We start from the raw sequence: 26167 nt of genomic DNA, 5'->3' as shown, positions 1-26167 counted from the left end.
GAAGTGACCCGGCCCTGCCTGGCCGGGTCACTTCTGCGTTGGCGCCTGCTATCGCCGGGTGCCGGGCGCCAGGAGCATGTGGTCCAGTTTGGGCAGGGCGTGCCGGACCCGGTGGTCGGCGCGGTCAAGGATCTCCTCGGCCTGCGACAACTCCGTGTCGGCCAGTTCGATGCGTGCCGAACCCTGCAGCCGGTGGCCGGACCACCGCAGCTGCAGATGTTGGACCGCCAGTACACCCGGCGTCTCCTCGAGCGCGGCCTGGGCCCGTGATACAAGTTCCGGTTCGATGCCGTCCATGAGCCGCCGCCCGATGCTCCGGACGGTGCCCCAGAGCAGCACCATGATGGCTGCGGAGATGATCAACCCAACGATCGGGTCAGCAAGCGGAAAGCCGAGCATGACGCCGACGGCGCCGATCACCACCGCCAGCGACGTGAAGCCGTCCGTCCGGGCATGCACACCGTCCGCTACCAGCGCCGCGGACCCGATCCTGCGGCCCACCCGGATGCGGTAGATTGCCACGGCTTCGTTTCCAGCGAATCCGATCAGGCCCGCGGCGATGACCCAGCCCAGGTTCTGCAGCGGCTGGGGATGGATCAGCCGGTCCACCGACTGCCATCCGGCCACGACGGCGGAGAGGGCAACCACGGCCACGATGAACAGGCCGGCCAGGTCCTCTGCCCTGCCGTAGCCGTAGGTGTAACGGCGGTTGGCGGCCCTTCGCCCCAGGATGAAGGCGATCCACAGGGGCACCGCGGTCAGGGCGTCGGAAAAATTGTGGATGGTGTCGGCCAGCAGTGCCACCGAACTGCTGAACAGGACCACCATGAACTGCAGCACGGTGGTGGCCAGCAGGACAAACATGCTGATCTTCAGTGCCCGGATGCCTTCGGTGCTGGCCTCCATGGCGTCGTCAATGGAATCGGCGGCGTCGTGTGTATGCGGAACGAACAGCTCGAACAGCCAGCCCTTGAACCCGGAATGGTGGTCGTGGTCGTGGTCGTGGTCGTGCGCGTGTCCGTGGTCATGATCGTGGCCATGGTGGTGCCCGCCGTGCCCCTCCGCATGGCTGTGGTTGTGCGTATGCGTCGAGTCCGGGTGGGGGCCACTCATGAGGCGCTCCTTTGAGCAGGGTGGTTGGTTACGCGATGATGGGCAGGCTCTCCGCCAAGTGCGTGCTCGGCCTGGAAGATGGCGTCGGCAACCAGCTGCCGGGCGTGCTCGTTCTCCAGCCGATACAGCACCCGCGTTCCGTCCTGCCGTGTGGACACCATCCGCGCCAGGCGCATCTTGGCCAGGTGCTGGGACACTGCGGCGGGGGACTTGCCCACCCCTTCCGCCAGGGCACCGACTGCCATCTCGCCGTCACGGAGCGCCAGGATGATCCGCACCCTGGTGGCGTCCGCCAGCATGGCGAAGACCTCCACGGCCAACTCCACGTACTGGCTGTCCGTTCCCAGGGAGCAAGCATTCTTATCTGCATTCATGCGCAAATATTGTCATACCTTGGACCCGGAGAGAAACTGCCGGCGCCGCCAGCCCGTCGTGCTGATCCCAAAGCAGGAAAACACTCGTTCGACGGCGGCACGCGCCGCCGTCGAACGAGTGCACCAGTCCTCGGTGCGGCTGTCCGCGCCGAGCCTGGGTTTCAGGCGGCAAACCAGCGGAGGAGCTTGCCCATTGAGCGCGGCTCCTATGAAACACCGGTGTCGAAATCGCCGGCGGGCACAGCAGTCCGGCGAGTTCTTTCAGTTCCTTGGGACGGAACGGCTTGGTGAGTCAGCCGTCCGCCCGTGTGTCGACGGCCCTGATCTCGAAATCTGCAGGCGACAGGACCATGGAGATCAGGCCGCGGATATCGTCGTCATCCTCCACGACAAGGCAGACACGGTGCTGTTCCATCCAGGCCCCCGGCGAAAAGTTGGCACGAGTCTACCGGCGGCGGGAAGGGCAGCTGGAATCCCCGCCCTAGCCGTCGTAATGTGTGCGCGCCGGTCCCTGGCCCAGGGAGTTGACCACGGCTGCGGCTACGTCGTGCAGCTTTGAGTTGCGGGTGCTTGAAGCAGCCCTCAGGATGTCGAACGCGTCCTGCTGGCTGCAGCGGTTCTGGGCCATGATGATTCCGACCGCCATGTCGATGACGGTGCGGGACTCCAGGGTGGCGCGGAGGTTCGCGGCCGTTTCGCTGTAGTGCGCAAACCGCACAGCAAGGCGGAGTGCCAGCGAAGTCTGGTTGACAAAATCCTCCGCGAATTTCAGCACGCGGCCTTCGAAGCGGCGGGCACGCCGGGAGTACAGCAGCAGGGCTGCCTTGGTTTCCCCTTCAAGCCGGAACGGAAGGGCAGCCACTGAGTGCACTCCCTGGGTAATCACTGCGCTGGAGTATTCCGGCCAGCGGCCGTCCTCGGTAAGGTCCGGAACGTGGACAATCTCCTGGGTAATGGAAGCCACGAGGCCGGGGGTCTCGGTGAACCTGTGTTCAAGCCGTCCGATGGCCTTCGCCTCCGGGCTGCTGCTGGCAACGGTGGCATTCTTCCGCTGCCGGAGCAACGTGATGGCGCACAGAATCTCGTCGCCGGGCTCGGACAGGTTGCGGGCGGACACCTGGGCCAGTTCGTTGAGGAACTCCTCAACGTCGGAGCTGTCCAGCACCAGTTCATGCAGGTGTTCGGTAATTGATGTATCGGTTTTTGCTGTTGACTCGCTGGCCACGGTTTCTTGGTGCCATTCGCTCAGGTCAAAACGAGCCGGCAACACACAACCGCCCCGCAACTGTGCGGGGAGCCGGTGATGGTCGCTGGATCGACGAACTATCCAACGGCCTGCTGCTAAACCGATATCCAGAGTATATACAACGTGGGCGGCCCGGAGCCCGTAACCGCCCGGGATGCGGTGACGGTTGCTGGCGCCAGGCAGGGGCCACCCGGCAGAATGAAGCGGGAGCACCATGGGGGAAGGACAGGAACATGACCAGGCTTCTCATCATCGGGCCGCCGGGCTCCGGCAAAGGAACCCAGGCCGAACACCTGGCGCGCCACTTCCGGGTGCCCGCCGTTTCCACGGGTGACATCTTCCGGAGCAACGTCAGCCGGAAGACAGCTCTGGGAAACCAGGCGGCCCAGTACCTGGACGGCGGCCACTTCGTGCCGGACCACCTCACCAATGCCCTGGTGAAAGACCGGCTCCTGGAAGGCGACGCGAGGCACGGGTTCCTGCTGGACGGCTACCCGCGTACTGCGCCGCAGGCAACGGAACTGGATAATATGCTCGCGGCCCAGGGCCATGCGCTGGACGCCGTCATCGAATTGAAGGCACCGGACGCGGAACTGGAAGAGCGGATGCAGCGGCGCGCTTTGGAACAGGGACGCACCGACGACACTATCGACGTGTTCCGGCGCCGGTTGGAGCTCTACCATCGGCAGACGCATGAAGTAGTCTCGGTGTACGCGGGCAGGGGCATCCTGGTGTCCGTCAACGGCAGCGGCGATCCGGGCGGGATTACCGCACTGGCAATCACCGCCGTCGAACAGTTCCTTGCAGTCCCGCGGCCCCCGTCCTGACCGAAACATCGCACGGTGAACGCACTCCAACGGAAGGAAACACTGATGAGAATTGCCGTTACAGGCGGAAACGGAAAACTGGGGCGGCACGTGGTGCGCCGGCTCACCGACGACGGACACCAGGTCCTCACCCTGGACCGCGCGGGTGACCGCCGACCCGGGCTCCTGGTGGTGGACCTGCGCAACTATGGGCAGGTTGTGGACGCTCTGCTGGGGGTAGATGACCGGCACGACGGGTTCGACGCCGTGGTGCACCTGGGTGCCATCCCCGCACCGGGTATCCTTCCGGACGCAGCCACCTTCGAGAACAACATGCTGTCCACCTACAACGTCTTCCAGGCGGCGCGGCGCGCCGGCATTAAGAAGGTGGTGTACGCCTCCAGCGAGACAGTGCTGGGGCTGCCGTTCGACGTCGACCCGCCCTACATCCCGGTGGACGAGGAATACCCGCCGCGGCCGGAAAGCACCTACTCCCTGGTGAAGACGCTCGAGGAGCAGATGGCCGTGGAGATGACGCGGTGGGACCCGGACCTAAGCATCACGGGCCTGCGGTTCTCCAACGTGATGGACGAGGCCGACTACGCGAAATTCCCCTCCTTCGACGGGGATGCAACTCTGCGGAAGTGGAACCTGTGGGGCTACATCGACGGCAGGGACGGCGCGCAGGCCGTGGTGCGGGCACTGGAAAACGCCAAGCCGGGGTTTGAAGCCTTCATCATCGCCAATGCCGACACGGTCATGAGCCGGTCAAGTGCCAGCCTCGCAGCGGAGGTGTTTCCGGGCGTCAAGGTCACCAAGGAACTGGGCGAACACGAAACGATGCTGTCCATCGACAAGGCGCGGCGGCTGCTTGGCTTCGAGCCCGAGCACAGCTGGCGGAACCACGTGCCGGTCGGCTCCGGCGCCGGGGGAAACCAGGGATAAACCCAGGTCCGCAGCACTCGCCAAAGGTTGGCGCAGGATCATCCAAGGAGCCGGAAGCCATGCGCTTCCGGCTCCTATCCTTTTGGTACAGCCACGCCCCGCCACCACAAGGACCCCAAAATTCGTACCCGATTCTTCGTGCTGCCCGCCCTCACGGCGCTGCTCTCCGCCGTCGCCCTTTCCACAGCCTCCCTGCCCGCTGCCGCTGCCCCTGGCTCTCCCACCGGCGCCGGCAATGCAACCGCCCGCTACCTTGTCCAGTACGCCCCCTCTGCCGACGTCGCCGCCGAGGTGTCCGGGCTGCGGGGCCAGGGCCTCGCCGTCGGCCGCACCTTTGAACACGCCGTCCGCGGCGCCGTTGTCACCGCCAACCCGGCCCAGGCGGCCGCCCTTGCCAAGTCAGGAAAGGTACTGTCCGTGGAGCCCGATGCCCCCGTCAAAGTTTCCGGGACCGAGCAGCCCGCCCCCTGGGGCCTGGACCGCGCCGACCAACGGACGCTGCCGCTCTCCGGTACCTACTCGTGGTCCGGCGCCGGTGCCGGCGTGACCGCGTATGTGGTGGACACTGGCATCCTGGCCTCCCACACTGACTTCGGCGGCCGCGTCGCAGCGGGCTGGACAGCTGTGGCGGACGGCAACGGCACCACTGACTGCAACGGCCACGGCACCCACGTGGCGGGAACCCTTGCCGGCTCCACGTACGGCGTCGCCAAGAGCGCCACCCTGGTGCCCGTCAGGGTGCTTGACTGCAGCGGATCCGGCTACAACTCCGATGTGGTGGCCGGCCTGGACTGGATCGCCGCGAACCATGCCGCCGGAACACCCGCAGTGGCCAACCTCAGCCTCGGCGGAGCGGCCAGCAGCACGGTGGACAACGCCATCCAGGCCGTCCTGGCGGATGGTGTCACCACCGTGGTGGCAGCAGGGAACTCCGCTGTGGACGCCTGCACGGGCTCGCCCGCCCGCGTCCCGGGAGCCGTCACGGTGGCAGCAAGCGACTCCACCGACAAGCAGGCATCGTTCTCCAACTTCGGATCCTGTGTGGACCTGTACGCTCCCGGCGTTGGCATCACCTCCGACTACTACACCTCCACCACGGCCACGGCATCCATGTCCGGAACCTCCATGGCGGCCCCGCACACCGCCGGAGCCGCAGCCGTCATGCTGTCCCAGAACCCGGCCCTGACGCCGGCCGACGTGGCCGCGGCACTGGTCTCCAACGCCACGCCCGGAGTGATCGCGGGGGCCACGGCCGGGACCCCGAACCGCCTGCTGTTCACCGGCACGGACGCAGCGGCTCCTGCGCCCGCTCCAGCTCCTGCTCCGGCTGTCACCTCTCTTTCGCCGGCCGCCAAGGCCACGGCAGTGGCCGCGGGCACCAACATGACGGCCTCCTTCAGCGCCGACGTCCAGGGCGTGTCGGCCGGGACCTTCGTGCTCAAGAACGCCGCAGGAGCCACCATCGCCGCCACTGCCACGTACAACTCCGCCACCAGGACCGCCACCCTTGACCCGGCCGCAAACCTCGCTGCCGACGTGACCTACACCGCCACCCTGGTGGGCGGAGTTTCGGCCATCCGGGACGCAGCAGGTACACCGCTGACAACCACGAGTTGGACTTTCACTATCGGCCCAGCGCCCACGGTCACCAGCTACAGCCCTGTCAGCAATTCCCTCCTTGTCCGTAGGAGCAGCAACGTCAGTGCCACCTTCAGCGAGGCGGTCCAGGACGTCAGCACTGCCACCTTCACGCTGAAGAACGCTTCCACAGGGGCAGTGGTGGCAGCAACGGTGTACCGCAACGGCACCACCAACCAATGGATCCTTGATCCCCTATCAGTATTGGCAGCCAAGACGCGGTACACCGTGACGCTGGCCGGCGGCGCCACCGGCATCCGGGACCTGGCCGGGAACCCTCTCGCTTCCCAAACCTGGCAGTTCACTACCGGCTCGTTCTAGCCAGCGGACCGCGTGATGGAGTGAAGGGCCTTTCATGGGGATAATCTTCAGCCTAGGCATTTACACGGCACGCACATGCGGCGTGTATTCAACAGGGCGCAGGGACGGGCAGCACATTGGCACAGAAATCAGCAGGTTCCGCAGCCGCGGAAAAAAACTCCGGCAGGTGGCACACCTTCCATGAGAAGTTCGTGGTGGAGGAGCGCTTCATCGACCCTGCCGACCGGCGCCGCCTGTACCGGGCTTCGGTCATCCTGGCCGTGGTGGGGCTGGCACTCTTCATTGCCACGCTGGTCAGCGTGTTGCAGGCCGACGGCTTTTCCGTTGCAGACCATCCTGTGCATGACTGGCTGCTGACGACGCGTTCAGCAGCCGTTACTGCCATCATGATTTTCCTGGCCGTGTTCTTCGGCCCCATCGCCCTGCCCATCATCGTGCTGGTGGTGATCCTTATCTGGGGACTCGCCGCCAAACACGCCTGGCGCCCCATCCTGCTGGCATCCGCCATGCTGACCGGCGTGATCATCTCGCAGATCATCCTGCACATTGTCCAGCGCTCGCGTCCCCCGGTGGACCAGATGCTGTTCGGTGCGGACCAGACCTTTTCCTTCCCGTCCGGGCACGTCCTGGGAGCCTGCGACTTCCTGCTGGTGGGCGCCTACCTGATCTTCTCCCGGCGTCGGAACCCGCGGGCAGCAGTCTTCGGATTCATCGGGGCCGGGATCGGGATCGTCCTTGCCATCGCCAGCCGCCTCTATCTGGGCTACCACTGGCCCACCGATACCCTGGCATCGTTCTCACTGTCGCTGCTCATCCTGGGCGGAGTCATCGCGCTGGACACCTGGCGGACGGCGAGGATTCGGGGCGAACGGATCACGGGCGAGCTGTCGAAAGAGGAATCCACCCGGGAGTGAAACCCCCCGGGCATCACGTCGCTTCACTGCTGCCGGTGCCTGGCACGCTGCAGGGCGCGGTGGAGTTTCACGTTCGCTGCCTCCAGCTCCAGGACCTTGGCAACGCCTGCCAGGTTCAGCCCCTCTTCAAGGAGTTGGCCGATGCGCAGCAGCACTGCGATGTCGTCGTCGCTGTACTGCCGTGTACCGCCCGCTGTCCGCAACGGCGTCAGCAGCCCCTTGGTCTCGTACAGCCTGATGTTCTGCTGCCCGGTTCCCGTGAGTTCGGCGGCCACCGAGATGGCGTACAGGGCACGCGCCCCGGGTGGGCGCGCCGACCGTCCCGCAACAGGTTCTGCCATATGTACTCCCAAAAATCGTCCGGCCCGTGTCTTGCTTCAGTTTCCCACCAGTGCTATAAAAAATCTATATCCACCACCATAGATCAGGTGACGTGGATGGCGCAGATCCAACATTTGGAAGCTGAAGGAGTGGGAAATGATGTTGATGCGTACCGACCCGTTCCGTGAGCTGGACCGGCTCACGCAGCAGGTCTTTGGAACCGCTGCCCGTCCGGCAGCCATGCCCATGGACGCATGGCAGGAGGACGGCGAGTTCGTGGTGGCGTTCGACCTTCCCGGAGTGAAGGTGGACTCGCTGGACCTGAACGTTGAACGGAACGTGCTGACCGTGCGGGCCGAGCGCCAGGACCCCACGCAGCCCAATGTGGAGCTCGTGGCCTCAGAGCGGCCCCGTGGCGTGTTCAGCCGCCAGCTGATCCTCGGCGACACCCTGGATACCGAAAAGATCAAGGCCAGCTATGACCAGGGCGTCCTGACTCTGCGGATTCCGGTGGCCGAGCAGGCCAAGCCACGCAAGATCGAGATTCAGACCCAGCAGGGCGAAATGCACCAGATCGGCATCTAGGCTGACTGGTTAAACCAAGGGCTTGCCTGTGGCGCCCCTGCCTTTCCGGCAGGGGCGCCGCGCCCGAACAGGGAGGCTGGAATGACCCACAACCCCGATTACTACGCCATCCTGGGGGTAAGCCGGGATGCCACCCGGGCGGAAATCTCCCATGCATACCGGGCCCTGATGCGCAGCCACCATCCGGACATGGACGGCGGGCAGGCGGGCGGGGGCAACGGGGCGTCCGGGAACCAGTCCGCGACGACGGATGACCCCGCGCAGCGTGACGAACTCCTGGGAATCATGCAGGCGTTCAACGTCCTGCACGACTCCGGCCGCCGTGCCGATTACGACCGGCGCCTGGCGGCAGGGGCGCCCACCACCGTTCCGGTCCGGAAGGTCCGCAGCACCGGCGGCACTTCCGGACCACCCATCCGCGTCACTCCGGTGCGGTGGGAGAGCGGGCCCTGGGCCTGAAACCAACCCCGGCCTGAAACCGGGGATATTCATCATTGCGGTGCCATTCAACCGCACTGCCATTCATCCTAGGAGGCGGAAGCTGCATGAGCGACTGGCGGCGCTACGATTCACACCTCATCCCCGCGTTCCATGAGCGCTTTGAGCAGCGATGGGGCCCGGGGACCGCACCTTTCCTGGACCCCGAGGCGCACGAGCAGCCGCTGCCGCGGGCGCAGTGGATCAACCCGGCCACCGGCGCTGCCCTGGCGGTGGTTCCGGTCTGGACGGCTGAAGAGCGGCAGCAGCGTTCCTTCGGCGTGTTCTACCTGCCGCCTGCGGGGGACATCTGGGTCCTGCGGCCCGGCTATACCGCGTACCTTGAACCGTCCGACGGCGACTCGGAGCACCTGGTGACCTTGCGCAACGACGCCTTCCGCAAGGCAGTGGCACATGCCAAGGAGTTCCTTTTCGGTTCACAGTAGCCGCCGGTGCCCGGCACGGAGTTGCTGCTCGTCAGCCGTCCTGCGCTGTGACATTCTGGGACGTACCCAAACCACCGTGACCAAAAGGCTGGACCCGCAATGCATATCACCGCCAAGGACCTCGCAGCGCTCATCCCTCCGGGGTTCACGCTTGGCGTCGCAACTGCCGCATTCCAGATCGAAGGGGCACTGGACGAGGATGGCCGGGGCCCGTCGGGCTGGGACCGGTTCGCCGCCAAGCCCGGCGCCATCGTGGAGGACCACAGCCCGGCGGTGGCCACCGACCATTACCACCGGATGCCGCAGGACGTGGCCCTCCTGAAGCAGCTTGGCGTGGATTCCTATCGGTTCTCCTTTTCCTGGCCGCGCATCCAGCCGGGAGGGACCGGCCCCGCCAACCGCGCCGGACTGGCGTTCTATGACCGGCTGCTGGATGAACTCCTGGCCAACGGAATCTCGCCCATGGCCACCATCTACCACTGGGACACGCCCCTGGAGCTGGATGAAGCGGGCGGCTGGATGAACCGGGACACCGCTTATCGGCTGGGAGAGTACGCCGCCATCGTGGCGGAAGCTTTCGGGGACAGGGTGGCGCGCTGGGTCACCATCAATGAACCGGCGACCGTTAGCGCCAACGGCTACTCCCTGGGAGTGCACTCCCCGGGCAAGGAGTTGGCCCTGGGTGCTTTCCCCACCGTCCACCACCAACTGTTGGGCCATGGGCTCGCTGTCCAGGCCCTGCGCGCCGCAAGGGTGCCGGGTGAAATCGGCATGACCAACGTGTATTCACCCATGGTGCCGAACTCCATCAATCCCCTGGACAAGCTCAGTGCCGGGCTCATGGACCTGGGCCAGAACCGGCTGTACGCGGACCCCGTTCTCACGGGCAAGTATCCGGACCTGATCCGCGCTGCCAAGTTCTTCAGCTCCTTCGAACATCCGGAAGAGGACATGAAGATCATTTCCCAGCCACTGGATTTCTATGGGCTCAACTACTACATGCCCACCAAGGTGGCTGTGGGGCCTGGCAGCGGCGCGGTCCCGGCGAGCATGGCCGAGGCCATGGGCAGCGACCTCGGTGCAGCGGGCGGCGGAACCCCCTTCCATGTGGAAGCCTGGCCGGAGGCGGACATCACGGCGTACGGGTGGCCGGTCAAGCCGGAGTACATGGCGGTTGCCCTTAAGGAGATGGCGGACCGCTATCCCAACCTGCCACCGGTGATTATCACCGAAGGGGGTGCCAGCTTTGAGGACATCATTGTCCGGGACAAGTCCACCAACACCAGGTTCGTCCCCGATGAGCGCCGGCTGAAGTACATTTCCGACCACCTTGAAACGGCACTGCGGGCCACGGCCCCCGGTGGCGTGGCGGAGTCCGTGGACCTGCGCGGCTACTACGTGTGGTCATTCCTGGACAACTTCGAGTGGTCTGCCGGCTACAAGCAGCCGTTCGGCCTCATGCACGTGGACTTTGAAACGCTGGAGCGCACGCCCAAGGCGTCCTACTTCTGGTTCCAGGAGCTCATCGAGGAACGCGACCTGGCCGCAGCGGCTGGGCTGGCCATCGCCCAGGCGGTAGTTCCTGATCTGCTGGGCAGCGAAAGTCTCTTGGGCAGCGAAAGTCTGTTGGGCAGCGAAGATCTGTTGGGCAATGAAGCGCCCGACGACGGCGCGCCCCTGGGTGCCGGCACGTAGCGTGTGGGGGCCCGGCCCCGGGAGGGTCAGCCCCGGAGCAGGTCCAGCATGGAAAGCTGCCTGGCGATGCCGGCGCCGTCGGGGGAGTAGATCCACGGCACCCGGGACGTGGCGTGGTCGCCGTCCTCGGAGTGGCCGCCGGCGAATACCGACTCGCTGACCGACAGCTGCCGGATGGCGATGGCTGCAACCTTCTCCGGGTTTTCGGCGGCGAAGGCTGAGTAGATGGCCTCGTCATGCTGGCCGTTGTCGCCGATCAGGAGCCATCGCATGCCCGGGAACTCCTGGGCCAGCCGCTCCAGGTTGCGGTGCTTGTGGTCCTGTCCGCTGCGGAACCAACGGTCCTGGGTGAGGCCCCAGTCGGTTAGCAGCAGCGCGCCCTTGGGGTACATGTTGCGGGTCAGGAAGCGGCCCAGCGTGGGGGCGGCGTTCCAGGGGCCGGTGGACAGGTAGATCACAGGGGCCTCGGGGTGTTCAATGGTCAGCCGGTCCAACAGCACGGCCATTCCCGGGGTAGCCATGCGTGCCCGTTCGCTGAGCACGAAGGTATTCCACAGCGCCAGGAAGGGCCGGGGCAGGGCGGTCACCATGACGGTGTCGTCGATGTCGGAGACGATGCCGAACTCCGCACCGGGGGCAATCACTTGGACCAGTGCATCCGCAGGCTCGGTTCCTGCCGCGCGAAGGACTGCAGTGTGCCAGCCCGGGGACAGCTGCACATCCACCTCGGTGTCGATGAGTCCGCCCCGGTCCGCCGTGACGTGGGTGACCACGTCGCCGATGGTGATTTCGACGTCGCTGTACTGCAGTGGCACCCCGGTGAAGGCGCGCCAGCCACGGATGTTCTGGTTGCCGTTTCTTGCTTCGTGTTCCGCTTTGCTGCCGGGAAGCGGCTTGTGGGTCAGCAGCACGCGCCCCAGCACCCGTACCCGGGTGGTGGAACCGTAGCCCTGGTAGGCGATGGTTTGCGGCACGAAGTTCCACCGTTTGGCGATCGTGATCCTGAGATCATTTACCGCGTCGGACAGCCGGTGTGCCAGCCGGAAGAACTGGCTTCCCGACAGCACGTACTGGCCGCTTTTGTTTTGCCGCGGTGCTTGTGCCGTGTCCCGGGCTGGGTTCTGCGGAGCCGTGTCCATGCCCTAACTCTGCCACAGGGCGGCAGCAAGCATCAGCCGGCGCCCACGATCCCGCGCAGGGTCTCGGCATTCCGCACCGCGTTCCCTTCGCCGTCGTTATTGAAGTAGGCGTACACGTCGATGCCCGCGCCGTCCCACTCGCGGATCCGGTCGTCCCACCAGTGCATGTCGCCGTCCGAGTAGGAGCCGCCGTACAGGTGTTCCTGGTCAGGCCCGTGCAGCCGGACGTACGTGAACGGCGCGGTAGTCCGCAGGATGCACGGCAGGTTGGCGCCGCTCATGATGCAGTAGGCCGCCTGGTGCCGCTCCAGCAGCGCGAACACCTCGGGGCAGTCCCAACTGGGGTGCCTGAACTCAACGGCCACCCTGATCCACGACGGAAGCGCGGCCAGGAAGTAGTCCAGCCTCGCGTCGTCGCGCTCCAGCTGGGGAGGCAGTTGGACCAGGAGTACGGCCCTTTTGTCCCCCAACTCATGCCAGCACCGGGCGATGCGCTCAATCCAGACTTCCGGTGAATAGAGCTTGCGCGCGTGGGTCAGCCCGCGGGGTGCCTTGACGGACATGCCGAAACCGGGCGGCAGGCGCCTGTTCCAGCCCGCGAAGGTGGTATCCCGGGGCCACCGGTAAAAGCTGGCATTCAGTTCAACCGTGCCGAACCTGGAGACGTAGCACTGGAGCCGGTCCCGGACGGGCAGCCCGGGCGGGTACAGGACGTTCACCCAGTGGTCGTAGCTCCAGCCGGAGGTGCCGATATGGATAGCCATTTCCTTCAGGCTACACCTGCACATTCCCCTTCCCTTCGGAGCTCTGTGTGGCAGGGTAATGTCATGGCGCGAATCGAAGACTATGCGGTAGTTGGCGACCTCCACACCGGGGCCCTGGTCAGCAAGGAAGGCTCAATCGACTGGCTTTGCCTTCCGCGGTTCGATTCCCCCGCGTGCTTCAATGCACTGCTGGACACCCCGGACGCGGGCCGGTGGCTGCTGGCGCCGGCAGGCGGAGGCATGTGTACCCGGCGCAGCTACCGGGACGGCAGCCTGGTCCTGGACACCGAGTGGGACACGCCGGACGGCACGGTGCGGGTCACCGACTTCATGCCGCCCCGCGACTCCGTGGCTGACATCGTCAGGATCGTGGAAGGTGTCAGCGGAAGCGTCAAGATGCACGGAGAACTGACCATGAGGTTCGACTACGGGCACATCGTGCCCTGGGTACGCAAGGACAAGCGCGGGCTGCATGCCATCGCAGGCCCGGACGCCGTCTACCTGGTCACTCCCGCGCCCCTGCATGGAGAGAACATGCACACTGTCAGCGACTTCACCGTGAGCGCCGGCGAGAAGGTGCCGTTCGTGCTCACCTGGGCACCAAGCCACGTGGGACGCCCCGTAAGTGTTGACGCAGAGGACGTCCTTGACAGCACCTTCGAATTCTGGCGCGGCTGGTCCTCGCAGTGCACCGTCAAGGGGAAGTACCAGGACGCGGTGGTCCGTTCCCTCGTGACGCTCAAAGCGCTGACGTACGCCCCCACCGGGGGCATCGTCGCTGCCGTCACAACTTCCCTTCCGGAGCAGCCGGGCGGCCAGCGAAACTGGGACTACCGCTACTGCTGGCTCCGGGATGCCGCCATGACCCTGCAGGCGCTGCTGTCCGCCGGATACACGGCCGAGGCCGCTGCCTGGCGGGACTGGCTGCTCAGGGCTGTTGCCGGAGACCCCGCAGACCTGCAGATCATGTATGGAATCCACGGCGAGCGGCGGCTGCCGGAGATGGAGCTGCCCTGGCTGAAGGGCTACGAAAACTCAGCCCCCGTCCGGATCGGAAACGCGGCGGCCGAGCAGTTCCAGCTCGACGTGTGGGGGGAGGTCCTTGACTGCCTGGCGCTGACCCGGAACTCCCTGCTGAAGCACACTGACGAGGCCTGGGATGTGCAGATCGCGTTGATGGAACACCTGGAAACCATTTGGGACCAGCCGGACAACGGGCTGTGGGAGATGCGGGGGCCCCGGCGGCACTTCACCCATTCCAAGGTGATGGCGTGGGTGGCGGCGGACCGGATGGTAAAGGGCGTCCGCGATTCCGGCCTGCCCGGTCCGGTGGAGCGCTGGGAGGCGCTGCGGGACCAGATCCGCGAGGACATCATGGCCAACGGTTTCGATGCCGGGCGCAATACGTTTGTCCAGTCCTACGGCCGCCCCGAGCTGGATGCCAGCCTGCTGCTGATCCCCAGGGTCGGGTTCCTGCCTAATGACGACCCCAAGGTCATAGGCACCATTGAGGCCATCCAGCGGGAGCTGACCCAGGACGGGTTCGTGCTGCGGTACAAACCGGAAGAGAGCGACGACGGCCTGCCCGGCGACGAGGGCGTCTTCCTGGCCTGTTCATTCTGGATGGTGGAGGCGCTCCTGGGCGCCGGGCGCCATGAGGAATCGCGCGAACTCTTCGAACGGCTGCTGGAACTGCGCAACGATGTGGGGCTGTTGAGTGAGGAATGGGCGGTCAAGGCGGGCCGTCAACTGGGTAACACACCGCAGGCATTCAGCCATTTCGCTCTTGTGACTAGCGCGCTGGAGCTCCATCAGGATACGGTTCGGCGCAGTGACATACCCCTTCCGTCTGCACAGGCGGATTCGCGCTGAGGCGGCGCGGACCGGGGCTGTAACTTCTCCTTCGCCGGATAGATAAGTATACTTACTAACACCTCATGGAGTGCTCCCAAGCACAGTGCCGTGATTGATGGAGGAGTGATAGTTATGGCTGGTTTTTTTGAACTCGTTGATGCCCCTGACGGTGGCTACCGGATCAGGATGATGGACGGAAGCGGGAACCTCATGGCCATCTCGGTGACCTTCCCGACCAAGAGGGCAGCTGTGGCAGGCGTTGCGATGGCCCGTGAAATCGCAGGCACGGGCCTCATCCGGGACAAGAGCCTGGACGGCGCCGGTTCTGTGATCCGTGAACGCGTACGGCCCGTCAGTTCCCCCAAGGAGGAAGCTGCCCGGCTAAAAAAGGCGCCTGGTGTACGACGGGCAGCGGTGGGCTGATGGCCGACTCCACTACACCCCCCGGTGGCCCCCGCCGGGGGGTCCTGTTTGACGTTGATGGAACGCTGATTGACTCGTCGTACATCCACACCATTGCGTGGTGGGGCGCGTTCCGCCAATACGGTCACGATGTTCCCATGGCCGCAATCCATCAACTCGTCGGCATGGGCGGCGCCCGTCTGGTGGACAACCTACTGCCGTCCGGCCGGGACCGGGACGAGGATGAAGACATCATGGCCAGCCATGGCGCTCTGTATGCCTCGCATTGGCCCTCGCTCCGAAGCCTCGACGGCGCCAAGGAACTGCTGGGCCAGTGCCACGCCGGTGGGCTCGCCGTGGCGCTTGCCTCCTCAGCCCGGCAGCGGGACCTCCAGGTCATGCGGTCAGTCCTGGACGCGGACGCCTTCATCGACGCCGCCACCAGCGCGAACGATGCGAAGGAAAGCAAGCCGGCGCCGGACATCCTGGAGGCAGCCCTGGATGCCGTGGGTGTCGAGGCCGCGAATGCTGTGTATGTGGGTGACGCTGTGTGGGACATGAAGGCAGCGGGCGCGCTAGGCATCCCCGCTATCGGGGTCGCCTGTGGGGGCATCCACCCCGCGCAGCTTCGGGACGCGGGTGCCGTGGAGGTTTATGAGGGGCCGCGGGACCTGTTGGAGAACCTTGGCTCCAGTGCCATTGGCCGGCTGCTTGCACTGCAGCCGAACCCCTGATTCACAGCGGCTCGCCGCCGGCGGCCATAAGCTTTTAGTCAGCATGCTTACTTTTTTCGGGTAAAACCGATACCGTCGAAGAAAGGGCGCCCACGGGTGCCCTGCCCCGCCCCAGGGAGACCCCTGGAGCAAGCAGACCGAAAGGGAGACTGTGAAAGCACTGACGTGGCAAGGAAAACGGTCGGTAAGCGTGGTAGAAGTGCCCGATCCCGTCATCCAGGAACCGACGGATGCGATCGTCCGGATCACCTCCACCGCCATCTGCGGCTCCGACCTGCACCTCTACGAGGTCCTGGGCCCGTACATGCACAAGGGCGATGTCCTCGGCCACGAACCGATGGGCATCGTGGAGGAGGTGGGAAGCAGCGTCACCAACCTCCGCAAGGGCGACCGTGTGGTGATTCCCTTCAACATCTCCTGCGGCCACTGCTTCATGTGCAAGCAGGGCCTGCAGTCCCAGTGTGAAACCACACAGGTTAAAGAGAAGGGCTCCGGCGCAGCCCTGTTCGGCTTTTCCGAGCTGTATGGGTCGGTCCCCGGCGGCCAGGCTGAATTCCTCCGCGTCCCGCACGCTGACTACGGCCCCATTAAGGTGGGCAGCGAGCTTCCCGATGAGCGCTACCTGTTCCTCTCGGACATCCTCCCGACCGCGTGGCAGGGGGTGGAGTACGCCAATGTTGAACCTGGCGGTGTCCTGGCGGTGTTCGGGCTCGGACCCGTGGGCCAGTTCGCGGCGCGGATCGGAGCCCATCGGGGATACCGGGTCATCGGCGTCGATCCGGTCCCGGAACGTCGTGAGATGGCGGCCCGGCATGGAGTCGAAACGCTTGATTATGCCAAAGGTGTCGCTGACGAACTGCGGGAGATGACCGATGGGAGGGGCCCGAACGGAATAGTTGACGCCGTCGGAATGGAGGCGCACGGTTCGCCCGTGGCTGGGTTTGCGCACCAGGCGCTGGGTCTCCTGCCGGACAAGCTGGCGCAGAAGGCGATGGAGACCGCGGGTGTGGACCGGCTCGCGGTGCTGCATACCGCCATCGATGCAGTCCGCCGAGGCGGCACCCTGTCGCTGAGCGGTGTCTACGGTGGTGAGGCCAGCCCCATGCCGCTGATGACAATGTTTGACAAGCAGCTTCAGCTTCGCATGGGCCAGTGCAACGTGCGGCACTGGACGGACCAACTGCTTCCCTTGGTGGAGGACGACGCCGACCCGCTGGGCGTGATGGACCTGGTCACCCACCGTTCGGGCCTGGAGGGTGCGCCGGCCCTGTACGAGAAGTTTCAGAAGAAGGAAGACGGCTGCATCAAGGTGGTCCTGAACCCCGGCGCCTGACCCTGACCAACAGGGCAACAGCAGAGGCCGTTATGGAGTAACTCCGTAACGGCCTCTGCTGTTGCCCGGATGTTGGGGGGCTTTAGGTCAGCTTCACCTGGCGGTTCATGTCCTTGTACAGCAGGTACCTGAACTCGCCGGGGCCGCCGGCGTAGCAGGCCTGCGGGCAGAAGGCGCGCAGCCACATGAAGTCGCCGGCCTCCACCTCCACCCAGTCGTTGTTCAGCAGGTACATGGCCTTGCCCTCCAGGACGTACAGGCCGTGTTCCATCACGTGCGTTTCGGGGAACGGGATCACGCCGCCCGGCTGGAACGTCACGATGTTGACCTGCATGTCGTGGGCGAGGTCGTTCGAGGCCGTGAACCGCGTGGTCTTCCAGGCATCGTTGGTGTCCGGCATGGACGTCGGCTCAACGTCCTTCTCGTTGGTCACGAAGGACTTGGCCTCGTAGCCTTCGAGGCGCTCATAGGCCTTCCGGATCCAGTGGAAGGACACGACGTCGTCGGAAACGTTCTCCAGGCCCCATTCCGAGCCTGCGGCCAGATAGGCGTAGCCGCCTTCCTCCAGTTGGTGCAGTTCGCCGTCAAGGGTCAGGTTGACCTTGCCCCTGGTGACGAAGATTACGCCTTCGACGCCTGCTTCAAACTCGGCTTTGGGTGCGCCGCCGCCGGGGGCGATCTCCACGATCAGCTGGGAGAAGGTGGTGGCGAAGCCAGAGATGGGGCGCGCGATGATCCACGAGCGGGTGCTGGCGAAGCCGGGCAGGTTGGACGTGACGATGTCCGTCATGACGCCCTTGGGAATCACTGTGTAGGCCTCCGTGACGATGGCCCGCTCGGTGGTCAAGTGGGTCTGCGGCGGCAGCCCGCCGGTGGGGGAGTAGTACTTACCCATGAAGGAGATCCTTTGCTGAGGTGTTGGAGGTGGCGAGCCCCGGGTGCGCCAGTGCGGTCAGTTGCGGAATCCCGACGCCGGCAAGCGCCTGGACCTCCTCGGCACCCACTGCGCCGCACTGGACGCCGCGCAGCACGAAGGCGGCCAGGGCCCGGGCGGTGGCGGGTTCGTCCATGACGCCGCCCTCGGTCCGCTCCACGTAATTGCGCAGGCGCGCGGCAGCGGCCGGCAGACCTTCACGGTAGAAGGCGTAGGTGGCGGCGAACCGGCTGGGCAGCTGGGCCGGGTGCAGGTCCCAGCCCTGGTAGTAGCCGCGTTCCAGCGACCGCCGGACCAGGCGGCCGTGCAGCCGCCAGGCGTTCTCCACGTTGTCCCCCACGGGGATGATGTTGGTGGACCCGTCGGAGAGCCGGATGCCCGTACCCGCAACGGCCAGCTGCATGACTTCCTTGGCGAAGTCGGCCACGGGGTGCTCCATGGACTGGTACTCGGCGGAGATCTGCAGGGATGCCGAGTAGTCGTAGGTGCCGTAGTGAAGGCCGCTGATCCGCCCGGGGACGGCATGCGGCAGTTGCGCCACCGGCGACGTACCTTCCGGGCCCAGGATCAGCTGCGGCGTTTCCACCTGCACTTCGAAGCGGAGCCGTCCGGCGGGCAATCCGTGGACGTCCTCAAGCCGGGACACGGCATAGTCCATGGCCTGCACCTGGGCAACGGTGGTGACCTTGGGCAGGGTCAGGACCAGGCCTGCGGGCAGCTCACCGGCAGCGGCAAGGCCCGAAACAAACAAGTCCAGGGTCCGCAGCCCGCGCGCCCGCGTCGCCGCCTCAAAACACTTGAACCGGATGCCGATGAACGGGGGAGCGGACCCCGCAGCGACTGCGGTGGCCACGGCGGAAGCTGCGGCCACCGCGGCGGCGTCCTCGGCGTCGTCGCCCCTGTCGCCGAAGCCGTCTTCAAAGTCCAGGCGCAGGTCCTCGATGGGCTCGCTGGCGAGCTTGGCCTGGACGCGGGAGGCGACAGACCCGGCGAGGCCCGCGTCCTGGCCCAGGAGCCGCCCCAGCTGTTCGAAGCCGCCGTGGGCTTCCGCCGTCGCCGTTGCCTGGGCTCCCCAGTCGGCGGCGAGCGACGACGTGAACCGGTCCGCCGGCACGTACACCGTGTGCACGGGCTGGCGGGAGCCGTCGTCGCCCGGGTAGTTCTGTTCCAGCAGCCGGTCAGTGGCCGCAAGCTGTCCGTCAATGTGCGCGAGGTCCCCCGCGCTGAGCGATGACCTGGGTGTTGGCATCTCAGTCCACCAGCTCGTAGGCGGGGGTGGTCAGGAAGTCCGTGTAGTCGTCGGAGAGGCAGATGTCAGCAATCAGCTCACTGGCCGGCTGGTAGTAGCGGCGGAACGCTTCATCGCCGAACTCGGTGCGGAGCCGCTCGGTTTCCTCGCCCAGGACCCGCTCCACCAGCTCCTTGGTCACGGTGTTGCCGGTGTCCGCCAGGATGGACTTGTTGCGGATCTGCTGCCACACCTGGGAACGGGAGATTTCCGCGGTGGCGGCGTCCTCCATCAGGTTGTGGATGGCCACGGCACCGTTCCCGGACAGCCACACCGCCGTGTAGGCGACGGCGACGTACAGGTTCAGGCGCAGTCCGGCCTCGGTGACCTGGCCGTCGGCTGACTGGACGTCCAGCAGTTGGTCAGCCGCGACGGAAACCTCCGGACGCTGCTTGTCCACCTGGTTGGGCTTGTCGCCCAGGACGGAGTCGAAGACTTCCCGGCAGGTGGGGACCAGGTCCGGGTGGGCAACCCAGGAGCCGTCGAAGCCGTCGTTGGCCTCGCGGGTCTTGTCCGCGCGGACCTTCTCGAACGCGGCCTCGGTGACTTCGGGGTGGCGGCGGTTGGGGATCACCGCGGCCATGCCGCCCATGGCGAAGGCGCCGCGCCGGTGGCAGGTCTTGACCAGGAGTTCGGTGTAGGCGCGCATGAAGGGGGCGGTCATCACCACGGAGGCGCGGTCCGGCAGGACGAACTCCCCGCCGGCATCGCGGAAGTACTTGATGATGCTGAACAGGTAGTCCCAGCGGCCGGCGTTCAGGCCTGACGCGTGGTCCCGCAGTTCGTACAGGATCTCGTCCATCTCGAACGCCGCCGGGATGGTCTCGATCAGCACCGTGGCGCGGATGGTGCCCTGGTTCAGTCCCAGGAAGTCCTGGGCGAAGACGAACACGTCGTTCCACAGCCGGGCCTCAAGGTGGCTTTCCATCTTGGGCAGGTAGTAGTACGGGCCCTGTCCATTCAGCACCAGCTGCTTGGCGACGTGGAAGAAGTGCAGCCCGAAGTCCACCAGCGCACCCACTGCCGGTACGCCGTCGACCAGCAGGTGCTTCTCCTGCATGTGCCAGCCGCGGGGGCGGGCCACCACGACGGCGAGCGGTGCATCGGTGCGGAGCCGGTACTCCTTGCCTTCATCCGAGGTGTAGCTGAGGGTTCCCTGGGCGGCATCGCGGAGGTTCAGGATGGCGTCGATGACGTTGGCCCACGTGGGCGTGCTGGCATCCTCGAGGTCCGCCAGCCACACCTTGGCGCCGGAATTCAGGGCATTAATGGCCATCTTCGCCGGCGAGGCGGGGCCGGTCATCTCCACCCGGCGGTCCTGCAAGGCCGCCGGTGCCGGCGCAACCTTCCAGTCGCCGTCGCGCACGTCCTTGGTCTCCGGCAGGAAATCGAGCTTGCCGGTCGCGGCTACCCGCTGCCGCTTGACGGCACGGGCCGCCAGGAGCTCGTTGCGGGTGCCGGCGAACCGCTTGTGGAGCTCCTCCACGAAGGCCAGTGCCTTGGGCGTGAGGATCTCCTCCGCACGGTCGATCGGCCGGGGATCTGTGACGGTGATGGCCATTTCTGGTCCTTTCCTTGGGCTGGGAAGTCGGTCGGGTCAGGCGGAGGCGAGTGCCGGCTCCGCTGCGGATTCGGCCGGTTCGGCAGCCGTGGCAGCGTTTGCGGCGTGTGCCGCGGCTTCGACAGCTGCAGCAACGTCGGCGGTCACGTGCGGGTCGAAGATGCTGGGGATGATGTAGCTCGCATTGAGCTCATTATCATTCACCCGGTTTGCGATTGCCTCCGCTGCGGCCACCAGCATGTCCGGGGTGATGTCGCTTGCCCCGGCATCGAGAAGTCCGCGGAAAAGCCCGGGGAAGGCCAGGACGTTGTTGATCTGGTTGGGGAAGTCGCTGCGGCCGGTGGCCACGACGGCGGCGTGCCTGGACGCGACGGCCGGGTCCACTTCGGGGGTGGGGTTGGCCATGGCGAACACGATGGCGTCCTTAGCCATCGAGGCGATGTGTTCTTCGCCCAGGATGTTCGGGGCGGACACACCGATGAAGACGTCGGCGCCCGCAAGGGCCTCGTGCAGAGTGCCGGAGAAGCCTTCCTGGTTGGTGTTTTCCGCGATCCAGGTGCGGTGGGAGTCATTGTAGGTCTCGCCCTTGTGGATGGCGCCGGAGCGGCCCGCTGCCACGATGTGCCGGGCGCCCTGGGCCTTGAGCAGCTGGATGATGGCAGAGCCGGCGGCGCCGACCCCGGAAACCACGATCTTCACGTCCGCGATTTTCTTGTCCACCACGCGCAGGGCGTTGACCAGGGCTGCCAGGGTGACGATGGCGGTGCCGTGCTGGTCATCGTGGAAGACCGGAATGTCCAGTTCCTCACGCAGGCGCGCCTCGATCTCGAAGCAGCGGGGAGCGGCGATGTCCTCAAGGTTCACGCCGCCGAAGACCGGGGCCAGGAGCTTGACGGTGCGGATGATCTCCTCGGTGTCCTGGGTGTCAAGGCACACGGGCCAGGCGTCCACGTTGGCGAACTGCTTGAACAGCGCGGCCTTGCCCTCCATGACCGGCAGGGCCGCAGCGGGGCCGATGTTGCCCAGGCCCAGCACCGCGGACCCGTCAGTGACCACCGCGACCGTGTTGCGCTTGACGGTCAGGTTGCGGGCGGCGGCGGGATCTTCGGCGATGGCCAGGCAGACACGGGCGACGCCGGGAGTGTAGGCGCGGGAGAGGTCGTCACGGTTGCGCAGCGGCACCTTGGGGACCACTTCAAGCTTGCCGCCCAGGTGCATCAGGAAGGTGCGGTCCGAGACGTGCTGGACCGTGACGCCGTCGAGCGCGTCCAGGGCGTCCTTGACACGGGCGGCGTGGGCGTCGTCGGTGGTGTTGCAGGTGACGTCAACCACCAGTGTCTCGTGGTGTGACTCGGTGACGTCCAGTGCGGTGATCGCGGCGCCGGCTGCTCCGACGGCTGCGGCGAGCTCACTGGTGGCGCTGAAGCTTGACGGTGCTTCCACGCGCAGGGTGATCGAGTTTCCGGGGCTGGGGTTCGCCATTGAATGTCCTCCTGTTTAGGCCGGGTCCGGCTTCTGCTCTAATCCGAATGTTTTCGTATTATGGATATTATTATCTACTTTATGGAAAGACAACCCCCGCGAATGCGACTGTCGCGCTGCATCGCGATGGGAGCGGGCCGTGCTGTATCTTGGGTGTTCTAAGCAACTCTTTTTTCACGATGCGGATAAGAGTTGTCGGATTCCGAGCCACAGGAGACAACGGAATGGCAGAAAAAGCCTCTGGTGGGGTTCAGTCGGTAGAGCGCGTCTTCGAACTGCTGGAGCTCATTACCGATGCCGGCGGCGACGTCACCCTCAGCGAGCTGTCGTCCTCCACCGACCTGCCGCTGCCCACTATTCACCGCCTGCTCCGCACGCTGGTGTCGCTTGGCTACATCCGCCAGCTGCCCAACCGGCGCTACGCGCTGGGCCCCCGGTTGATCCGCCTGGGCGAGGGCGCCAACAAGCAGCTCGGAGCCCTGGCGCAGCCCCAGCTGAAGATCCTGGTGGACCGGCTGGGGGAAACTTCCAACATGGCCGTGCTGGACTCCGACATGGTGATCTACGTGGCCCAGGTGCCCTCCCTGCACTCCATGCGCATGTTTACCGAGGTGGGCCGGCGCGCCCATACCCATGCCACCGGCGTGGGAAAGGCCATCCTGGCCCAGCTCGACGACGACACCGTGCGGGCTATTGTTGCCCGTGCCGGCATGCCCACCCCCACGGCAAAGAGCATCGGCGATGTGGACGAACTCCTGGCCGACCTCAAACTCATCCGCGAGCGGGGTTACTCCATTGACGAGGAGGAGCAGGAGCTCGGTGTCCGCTGCTTCGCCATGGCAGTGCCCAACGCTCCCACCCCGACCGCAATTTCTGTCTCCGGCCCTGTGTCCCGGGTGGACGAGGGCTTCGCCGACAAGGCCGTGCCCATCCTTCGCGAAGCGGCTGAGGCCATCTCCCGCGAGCTCAACCGCACCTGACGTACCTGCCCGCCACAGGCCGGGCCAACCACGCGCAACGGCGGCCCCTCCTTTCCGGAGTGGGCCGCCGCCGTCCCCACCCGCACCCTGGCCTCGCAAGCTCGGCCGGGGAACCCTGCGGGTGTGGGCCCATCTCGGCAGGGTCAGTGCTCTGACGCCTTCCCGGATGGCTGGAGGGGGACTTCCTTCCCCTCGCAGTCGATGAGCTTGCCGTTTTCGAACCGGTCACCTTCTGCCAGGCAGCGGAGGTCTTCGGCCCGCACCAGGCGTTCGGTGCCGGCCACAAAAACCGACTGGTTGTCCGAATTGCCGGCCCGCAGGTGGTTAAACAAGAGGTTCAGGAGGATGGCCATGACCGCGGCCGAGCTGATGCCTGAGTGGAAGATGGTGCCAAACCAGGACGGGAACTGGTCGTAGAAAGTGGGTGCGGCGATGGGGATCATCCCGAAGCCGATCGAGGCTGCAACCACGATCAGGTTCATGTTGTTCTTGTAGTCCACCTTGGACAGCGTCCGGATGCCGCTGGCCGCGACTGTCCCGAAAAGTACGACGCCGGCCCCGCCCAGGACGGGGGTGGGCACCGCTGCGACCACGCGGCCCAGGACGGGCAGCAGGCCAAGCACCACAAGGATCACGCCGCCGGCGCTGACCACGAACCGGCTCTTGACCCCGGTGATGGCCACCAGGCCGACGTTCTGTGCGAACGCGCTCTGGGTGAAGGAGTTGAAAAGCGGGGAGACGGCGCTGGAGAGCATGTCCGCGCGCAGGCCGTTGCCGATCCGCTTCGAGTCCACTTTGGTGCCCACGATCTCGCCCACCGCGATGATGTCCGCGGAGGTCTCAGTGAGGGTGACCAGGATGACGATCAGCATGGAGATGATGGCGGCAACCTCGAAGGTGGGCGGGCCGAAGGCGAAGGGGGTGGGGAAGGCGACGATTTCGCCCTGGCCTACCTTGGAGAAGTCGGCCATGCCAAAGACCAGGGCGATCAGCGTGCCCAGGACCATGGCCAGCAGAATGGAGAGCCGGGAGATGGCGGCGCTGCCCACCTTGCTCAGGAGCAGGACGATGCCCATGGTGGCGGCGGCCAGGCCAATGTTTGCCACGCTGCCGTAATTGGGTGCCTTGTTGTTGCCGCCCATGGCCCAGTTGGCGGCCACCGGCATCAGCGTCAGGCCGATGGTGGTGATCACGGTGCCGGTGACAACCGGTGGAAAGAACCGGATGATCTTCGAGAACAGCGGCGTGATCAGCAGGCCGATCAGCGACGCTGCGATGACTGAGCCGAAAACAGCCTGGATTCCCCCGCCGCCGTGCACGATCGCCACCATGGTGGAGACCCCCGCGAAGGACACGCCCTGGACCAGGGGGAGCTGGGAGCCGAAGAAGGGGATGCCGACGGTCTGCAGGATGGTGGCCAGGCCGCCGACGAAAAGGCAGGCCGCGATGAGCAGGCCGATGTCCTGGGAATTCATCCCCGCGGCGGCACCAATAATCAGGGGAGGGGCGATGATGCCGCCGTACATGGTGAGCACGTGCTGGAAGCCGTAGGCGAACGTGCTTCCAAGCGGGAGGCGCTGGTCTTCGGTGCGGGCCGGCCGTGCGCCGCTCGGGGCGGCTGCAGGGGCCAGTTTCTTCTTGATGTTCATGGCAGACTTTCTTGGTTCATGGCAGACGTCATCGTCTGGCTAACTGGTGTCTGGCTAACAGGTGAAGCTGGAGGTGTTTTGACGGGCCCAACCCCTGGGGGTCGAGCCCGTCAAAACCAATCAGGGTTCTAGCAGAAGCCGGCGATGCCGGACCAGGCGGCCGGGGCTGCCGCGGCATCCTCGCGCTGGACCGTGGCCTCGATCAGGCCGTACGGGCGGTCGGCTGCGAAGAAGACCTCGTTGGGGTTGTCGAGGCCGAAGGGGGACAGGTCCACCAGGAAGTGGTGCTTGTTGGGCATGGAGAACTTGATCTCGTCGATTTCGCTGTGCGCTTCGAGCACCTTGGTGCCCATGTCGAACAGGGTCTGCTGGAGGGCGTGGGAGTACTTCTCGGTGAAGCCTTCAAGCAGGAGGCCCTTGACATCGTCGTAGCTCTTGTTGAAGTCAAGGGCGCTGAAGTCGGTGCCGGTCTTGAAGCGCCAGCGGGCTGAAACGTCCGTGGCCAGGATGCGGTCGGTGGTCTCGGGCAGCGTGGTGTAGCGGTCCCGGGGGTAGCCGACAAAGCCGGACTGGGTGGACTTGAGGACGGTCAGGTCCTTCAGCCCGGAAATGAGGTGGCTGGTGGCCCCGTCGCGGACCAGGACGGCGGTCCGGACTTCCTGGCCGTTGCGGACGAACGAGTGGTCGTGTTCGCTGCCGTGGGCCTGGATCCGGTCCCAGGCGTAGGACTCGGCTTCCCAGCGTCCGCCGGTGACCCAGTCGAAGCTGGAGGTGAAGTGTTCCCCGAGGCGCAGGATGAACTCTTCCGGTGAGCCGATGCCTGCGCGGGCAAAGGCGTAGATGGTGTTCTTCTGGGTGTCGGTGGCCACCACGTGGGCGTTGTCGCCCTCCAGGTGGGCCGCTGCAAAGTCGCCCCGCAGCTGCGAGGTGACATTCAGGTCCTCAATCTCGTGGCGGTTGGTGTCGCGGGTGATCTTGACGACGCGCACTTCTGCCTTGCCGTACTGGTTTTCGCCGAGGATGATCTTGCTGCTCATGGTCTTTTCCCAACTTCCGGTAAGTGGAACCTAGGTTCCATCACTGAAATTAAGCGCGCGTTTCATGCGCGTTTCCGGTGGTGCCGACCCAACAAAAAAGAGCCGGCATCCATTGATGCCAGCTCATTA

At 65.6% G+C, this 26167-nt stretch carries 26 protein-coding genes; 13 read left to right on the top strand and 13 right to left on the bottom strand.

Going from position 1 to position 26167, the window contains the following annotated elements; genetic code table 11:
- Positions 1–48: 48 nt before the first annotated feature.
- The 4 genes from J7I84_RS15185 to J7I84_RS15175 all read right to left on the bottom strand — a co-directional run bounded on the left by J7I84_RS15185 (position 49) and on the right by J7I84_RS15175 (position 2712).
- Positions 49–1113: a cation diffusion facilitator family transporter gene (locus J7I84_RS15185; RefSeq protein WP_251046668.1), complete on the bottom strand. Its 1065-nt coding sequence runs from the start codon at positions 1111–1113 to the stop codon at positions 49–51.
- Positions 1110–1487, bottom strand: coding sequence for a metalloregulator ArsR/SmtB family transcription factor (locus tag J7I84_RS15180; RefSeq protein WP_214945378.1), 378 nt, complete (start codon positions 1485–1487; stop codon positions 1110–1112). Before J7I84_RS15180 ends, J7I84_RS15185 begins: the two co-directional genes overlap by 4 nt.
- A 292-nt stretch (positions 1488–1779) precedes the next feature.
- The gene (locus J7I84_RS21820; RefSeq protein WP_285291232.1) at positions 1780–1902 is read right to left on the bottom strand and encodes a hypothetical protein; all 123 of its coding nucleotides are present in this window, start codon (positions 1900–1902) and stop codon (positions 1780–1782) included.
- Between the two features lie 66 nt (positions 1903–1968).
- Entirely contained in the window at positions 1969–2712 is a 744-nt protein-coding gene (locus tag J7I84_RS15175; protein WP_214945377.1) for a GAF and ANTAR domain-containing protein, read from the bottom strand.
- Between the two features lie 254 nt (positions 2713–2966).
- Between J7I84_RS15175 and J7I84_RS15170 the strand changes: the two genes are divergently transcribed.
- The 4 genes from J7I84_RS15170 (at position 2967) to J7I84_RS15155 (ending at position 7357) form a co-directional block, all read left to right on the top strand.
- Complete coding sequence (locus J7I84_RS15170; RefSeq protein ID WP_214945376.1) at positions 2967–3560, top strand: adenylate kinase; 594 nt, start codon at positions 2967–2969, stop codon at positions 3558–3560.
- A gap of 45 nt (positions 3561–3605) precedes the next feature.
- Positions 3606–4484, top strand: coding sequence for an NAD(P)-dependent oxidoreductase (locus tag J7I84_RS15165; RefSeq protein WP_214945375.1), 879 nt, complete (start codon positions 3606–3608; stop codon positions 4482–4484).
- Between the two features lie 138 nt (positions 4485–4622).
- Positions 4623–6443, top strand: coding sequence for a S8 family serine peptidase (locus tag J7I84_RS15160; protein WP_214945374.1), 1821 nt, complete (start codon positions 4623–4625; stop codon positions 6441–6443).
- A 116-nt stretch (positions 6444–6559) separates the two neighbouring features.
- A complete protein-coding gene (locus J7I84_RS15155) occupies positions 6560–7357 on the top strand; it encodes a phosphatase PAP2 family protein (RefSeq protein ID WP_214945373.1) in 798 nt (265 codons plus the stop codon).
- Positions 7358–7380: 23 nt separating this feature from the next.
- Here J7I84_RS15155 and J7I84_RS15150 read toward each other — a convergent pair whose 3' ends face one another.
- On the bottom strand, positions 7381–7698 hold the full coding sequence (locus J7I84_RS15150; protein WP_214945372.1) for a MerR family transcriptional regulator: 318 nt from the start codon (positions 7696–7698) through the stop codon (positions 7381–7383).
- A 139-nt stretch (positions 7699–7837) separates the two neighbouring features.
- On the opposite strand from J7I84_RS15150, the gene J7I84_RS15145 reads away from it, so the two are divergent.
- The 4 genes from J7I84_RS15145 to J7I84_RS15130 all read left to right on the top strand — a co-directional run bounded on the left by J7I84_RS15145 (position 7838) and on the right by J7I84_RS15130 (position 10881).
- Positions 7838–8263, top strand: coding sequence for an Hsp20/alpha crystallin family protein (locus tag J7I84_RS15145; protein WP_214945456.1), 426 nt, complete (start codon positions 7838–7840; stop codon positions 8261–8263).
- 81 nt (positions 8264–8344) lie between these two features.
- Positions 8345–8722 (top strand): DnaJ domain-containing protein, encoded by a 378-nt coding sequence (locus tag J7I84_RS15140; protein ID WP_214945371.1) that lies wholly within the window; start codon positions 8345–8347, stop codon positions 8720–8722.
- 86 nt (positions 8723–8808) lie between these two features.
- Positions 8809–9186 carry a hypothetical protein gene (locus tag J7I84_RS15135; protein WP_214945370.1) on the top strand — a complete coding sequence of 126 codons (378 nt, stop codon included), beginning with the start codon at positions 8809–8811 and terminating at the stop codon, positions 9184–9186.
- 99 nt (positions 9187–9285) lie between these two features.
- Positions 9286–10881: a GH1 family beta-glucosidase gene (locus tag J7I84_RS15130; RefSeq protein WP_214945369.1), complete on the top strand. Its 1596-nt coding sequence runs from the start codon at positions 9286–9288 to the stop codon at positions 10879–10881.
- A 26-nt stretch (positions 10882–10907) separates the two neighbouring features.
- Here J7I84_RS15130 and J7I84_RS15125 read toward each other — a convergent pair whose 3' ends face one another.
- Together J7I84_RS15125 and J7I84_RS15120 are read right to left on the bottom strand one after the other, a co-directional pair.
- The gene (locus J7I84_RS15125) at positions 10908–12020 is read right to left on the bottom strand and encodes an App1 family protein (RefSeq protein ID WP_251046667.1); all 1113 of its coding nucleotides are present in this window, start codon (positions 12018–12020) and stop codon (positions 10908–10910) included.
- A 32-nt stretch (positions 12021–12052) separates the two neighbouring features.
- Positions 12053–12784: a DUF72 domain-containing protein gene (locus J7I84_RS15120; RefSeq protein WP_214945368.1), complete on the bottom strand. Its 732-nt coding sequence runs from the start codon at positions 12782–12784 to the stop codon at positions 12053–12055.
- Positions 12785–12829: 45 nt separating this feature from the next.
- On the opposite strand from J7I84_RS15120, the gene J7I84_RS15115 reads away from it, so the two are divergent.
- The 4 genes from J7I84_RS15115 to J7I84_RS15100 all read left to right on the top strand — a co-directional run bounded on the left by J7I84_RS15115 (position 12830) and on the right by J7I84_RS15100 (position 17107).
- A complete protein-coding gene (locus J7I84_RS15115) occupies positions 12830–14656 on the top strand; it encodes a glycoside hydrolase family 15 protein (RefSeq protein ID WP_396020076.1) in 1827 nt (608 codons plus the stop codon).
- A gap of 114 nt (positions 14657–14770) precedes the next feature.
- Complete coding sequence (locus J7I84_RS15110; RefSeq protein WP_214945366.1) at positions 14771–15061, top strand: hypothetical protein; 291 nt, start codon at positions 14771–14773, stop codon at positions 15059–15061.
- The gene (locus tag J7I84_RS15105) at positions 15061–15774 is read left to right on the top strand and encodes an HAD family hydrolase (protein ID WP_214945365.1); all 714 of its coding nucleotides are present in this window, start codon (positions 15061–15063) and stop codon (positions 15772–15774) included. The genes J7I84_RS15110 and J7I84_RS15105 overlap by 1 nt, the downstream gene beginning before the upstream one ends.
- A 151-nt stretch (positions 15775–15925) precedes the next feature.
- Positions 15926–17107, top strand: a complete 1182-nt coding sequence (locus tag J7I84_RS15100; RefSeq protein WP_214945364.1) for a zinc-dependent alcohol dehydrogenase — start codon at positions 15926–15928, stop codon at positions 17105–17107.
- An 82-nt stretch (positions 17108–17189) separates the two neighbouring features.
- On the opposite strand, the gene J7I84_RS15095 is transcribed toward J7I84_RS15100, so the two are convergent.
- From J7I84_RS15095 to J7I84_RS15080, 4 genes are read right to left on the bottom strand one after another with little or no spacing between them, the layout of a single operon-like run.
- The gene (locus tag J7I84_RS15095; RefSeq protein WP_214945363.1) at positions 17190–18002 is read right to left on the bottom strand and encodes a bifunctional allantoicase/(S)-ureidoglycine aminohydrolase; all 813 of its coding nucleotides are present in this window, start codon (positions 18000–18002) and stop codon (positions 17190–17192) included.
- Positions 17995–19290: a DUF6986 family protein gene (locus J7I84_RS15090; RefSeq protein WP_214945362.1), complete on the bottom strand. Its 1296-nt coding sequence runs from the start codon at positions 19288–19290 to the stop codon at positions 17995–17997. Before J7I84_RS15090 ends, J7I84_RS15095 begins: the two co-directional genes overlap by 8 nt.
- 1 nt (position 19291) lies before the next feature.
- On the bottom strand, positions 19292–20890 hold the full coding sequence (aceB, locus tag J7I84_RS15085; protein WP_214945361.1) for a malate synthase A: 1599 nt from the start codon (positions 20888–20890) through the stop codon (positions 19292–19294).
- Between the two features lie 36 nt (positions 20891–20926).
- On the bottom strand, positions 20927–22372 hold the full coding sequence (locus tag J7I84_RS15080) for an NAD-dependent malic enzyme (protein WP_214945360.1): 1446 nt from the start codon (positions 22370–22372) through the stop codon (positions 20927–20929).
- 224 nt (positions 22373–22596) lie between these two features.
- Between J7I84_RS15080 and J7I84_RS15075 the strand changes: the two genes are divergently transcribed.
- Positions 22597–23352: an IclR family transcriptional regulator gene (locus tag J7I84_RS15075; RefSeq protein WP_214945359.1), complete on the top strand. Its 756-nt coding sequence runs from the start codon at positions 22597–22599 to the stop codon at positions 23350–23352.
- A gap of 143 nt (positions 23353–23495) precedes the next feature.
- On the opposite strand, the gene J7I84_RS15070 is transcribed toward J7I84_RS15075, so the two are convergent.
- Positions 23496–25001 (bottom strand): nucleobase:cation symporter-2 family protein, encoded by a 1506-nt coding sequence (locus J7I84_RS15070; protein WP_214945358.1) that lies wholly within the window; start codon positions 24999–25001, stop codon positions 23496–23498.
- Between the two features lie 128 nt (positions 25002–25129).
- Positions 25130–26038, bottom strand: a complete 909-nt coding sequence (gene pucL, locus J7I84_RS15065) for a factor-independent urate hydroxylase (protein WP_214945357.1) — start codon at positions 26036–26038, stop codon at positions 25130–25132.
- Between the last annotated feature and the right edge of the window lie 129 nt (positions 26039–26167).

Source organism: Arthrobacter sp. ISL-85, from assembly GCF_018613675.1.
Classification (GTDB): Bacteria; Actinomycetota; Actinomycetes; order Actinomycetales; family Micrococcaceae; genus Arthrobacter.
This window is presented reverse-complemented; position numbering and strand designations above follow the sequence as displayed.

Coding starts and splice junctions, on each gene's coding strand:
- J7I84_RS15140 (WP_214945371.1), top strand. CDS start 8,345: ATGACCCACAACCCCGATTACTACGCCATCCTGGGGGTAAGCCGGGAT.
- J7I84_RS15070 (WP_214945358.1), bottom strand. CDS start 25,001: ATGAACATCAAGAAGAAACTGGCCCCTGCAGCCGCCCCGAGCGGCGCA.
- J7I84_RS15080 (WP_214945360.1), bottom strand. CDS start 22,372: ATGGCGAACCCCAGCCCCGGAAACTCGATCACCCTGCGCGTGGAAGCA.
- aceB (WP_214945361.1), bottom strand. CDS start 20,890: ATGGCCATCACCGTCACAGATCCCCGGCCGATCGACCGTGCGGAGGAG.
- J7I84_RS15185 (WP_251046668.1), bottom strand. CDS start 1,113: ATGAGTGGCCCCCACCCGGACTCGACGCATACGCACAACCACAGCCAT.
- J7I84_RS15145 (WP_214945456.1), top strand. CDS start 7,838: ATGTTGATGCGTACCGACCCGTTCCGTGAGCTGGACCGGCTCACGCAG.
- J7I84_RS15125 (WP_251046667.1), bottom strand. CDS start 12,020: ATGGACACGGCTCCGCAGAACCCAGCCCGGGACACGGCACAAGCACCG.
- J7I84_RS15135 (WP_214945370.1), top strand. CDS start 8,809: ATGAGCGACTGGCGGCGCTACGATTCACACCTCATCCCCGCGTTCCAT.
- J7I84_RS21820 (WP_285291232.1), bottom strand. CDS start 1,902: ATGGAACAGCACCGTGTCTGCCTTGTCGTGGAGGATGACGACGATATC.
- pucL (WP_214945357.1), bottom strand. CDS start 26,038: ATGAGCAGCAAGATCATCCTCGGCGAAAACCAGTACGGCAAGGCAGAA.
- J7I84_RS15090 (WP_214945362.1), bottom strand. CDS start 19,290: ATGCCAACACCCAGGTCATCGCTCAGCGCGGGGGACCTCGCGCACATT.
- J7I84_RS15120 (WP_214945368.1), bottom strand. CDS start 12,784: ATGGCTATCCATATCGGCACCTCCGGCTGGAGCTACGACCACTGGGTG.
- J7I84_RS15110 (WP_214945366.1), top strand. CDS start 14,771: ATGGCTGGTTTTTTTGAACTCGTTGATGCCCCTGACGGTGGCTACCGG.
- J7I84_RS15170 (WP_214945376.1), top strand. CDS start 2,967: ATGACCAGGCTTCTCATCATCGGGCCGCCGGGCTCCGGCAAAGGAACC.
- J7I84_RS15095 (WP_214945363.1), bottom strand. CDS start 18,002: ATGGGTAAGTACTACTCCCCCACCGGCGGGCTGCCGCCGCAGACCCAC.
- J7I84_RS15105 (WP_214945365.1), top strand. CDS start 15,061: ATGGCCGACTCCACTACACCCCCCGGTGGCCCCCGCCGGGGGGTCCTG.
- J7I84_RS15180 (WP_214945378.1), bottom strand. CDS start 1,487: ATGAATGCAGATAAGAATGCTTGCTCCCTGGGAACGGACAGCCAGTAC.
- J7I84_RS15150 (WP_214945372.1), bottom strand. CDS start 7,698: ATGGCAGAACCTGTTGCGGGACGGTCGGCGCGCCCACCCGGGGCGCGT.
- J7I84_RS15075 (WP_214945359.1), top strand. CDS start 22,597: ATGGCAGAAAAAGCCTCTGGTGGGGTTCAGTCGGTAGAGCGCGTCTTC.
- J7I84_RS15165 (WP_214945375.1), top strand. CDS start 3,606: ATGAGAATTGCCGTTACAGGCGGAAACGGAAAACTGGGGCGGCACGTG.
- J7I84_RS15130 (WP_214945369.1), top strand. CDS start 9,286: ATGCATATCACCGCCAAGGACCTCGCAGCGCTCATCCCTCCGGGGTTC.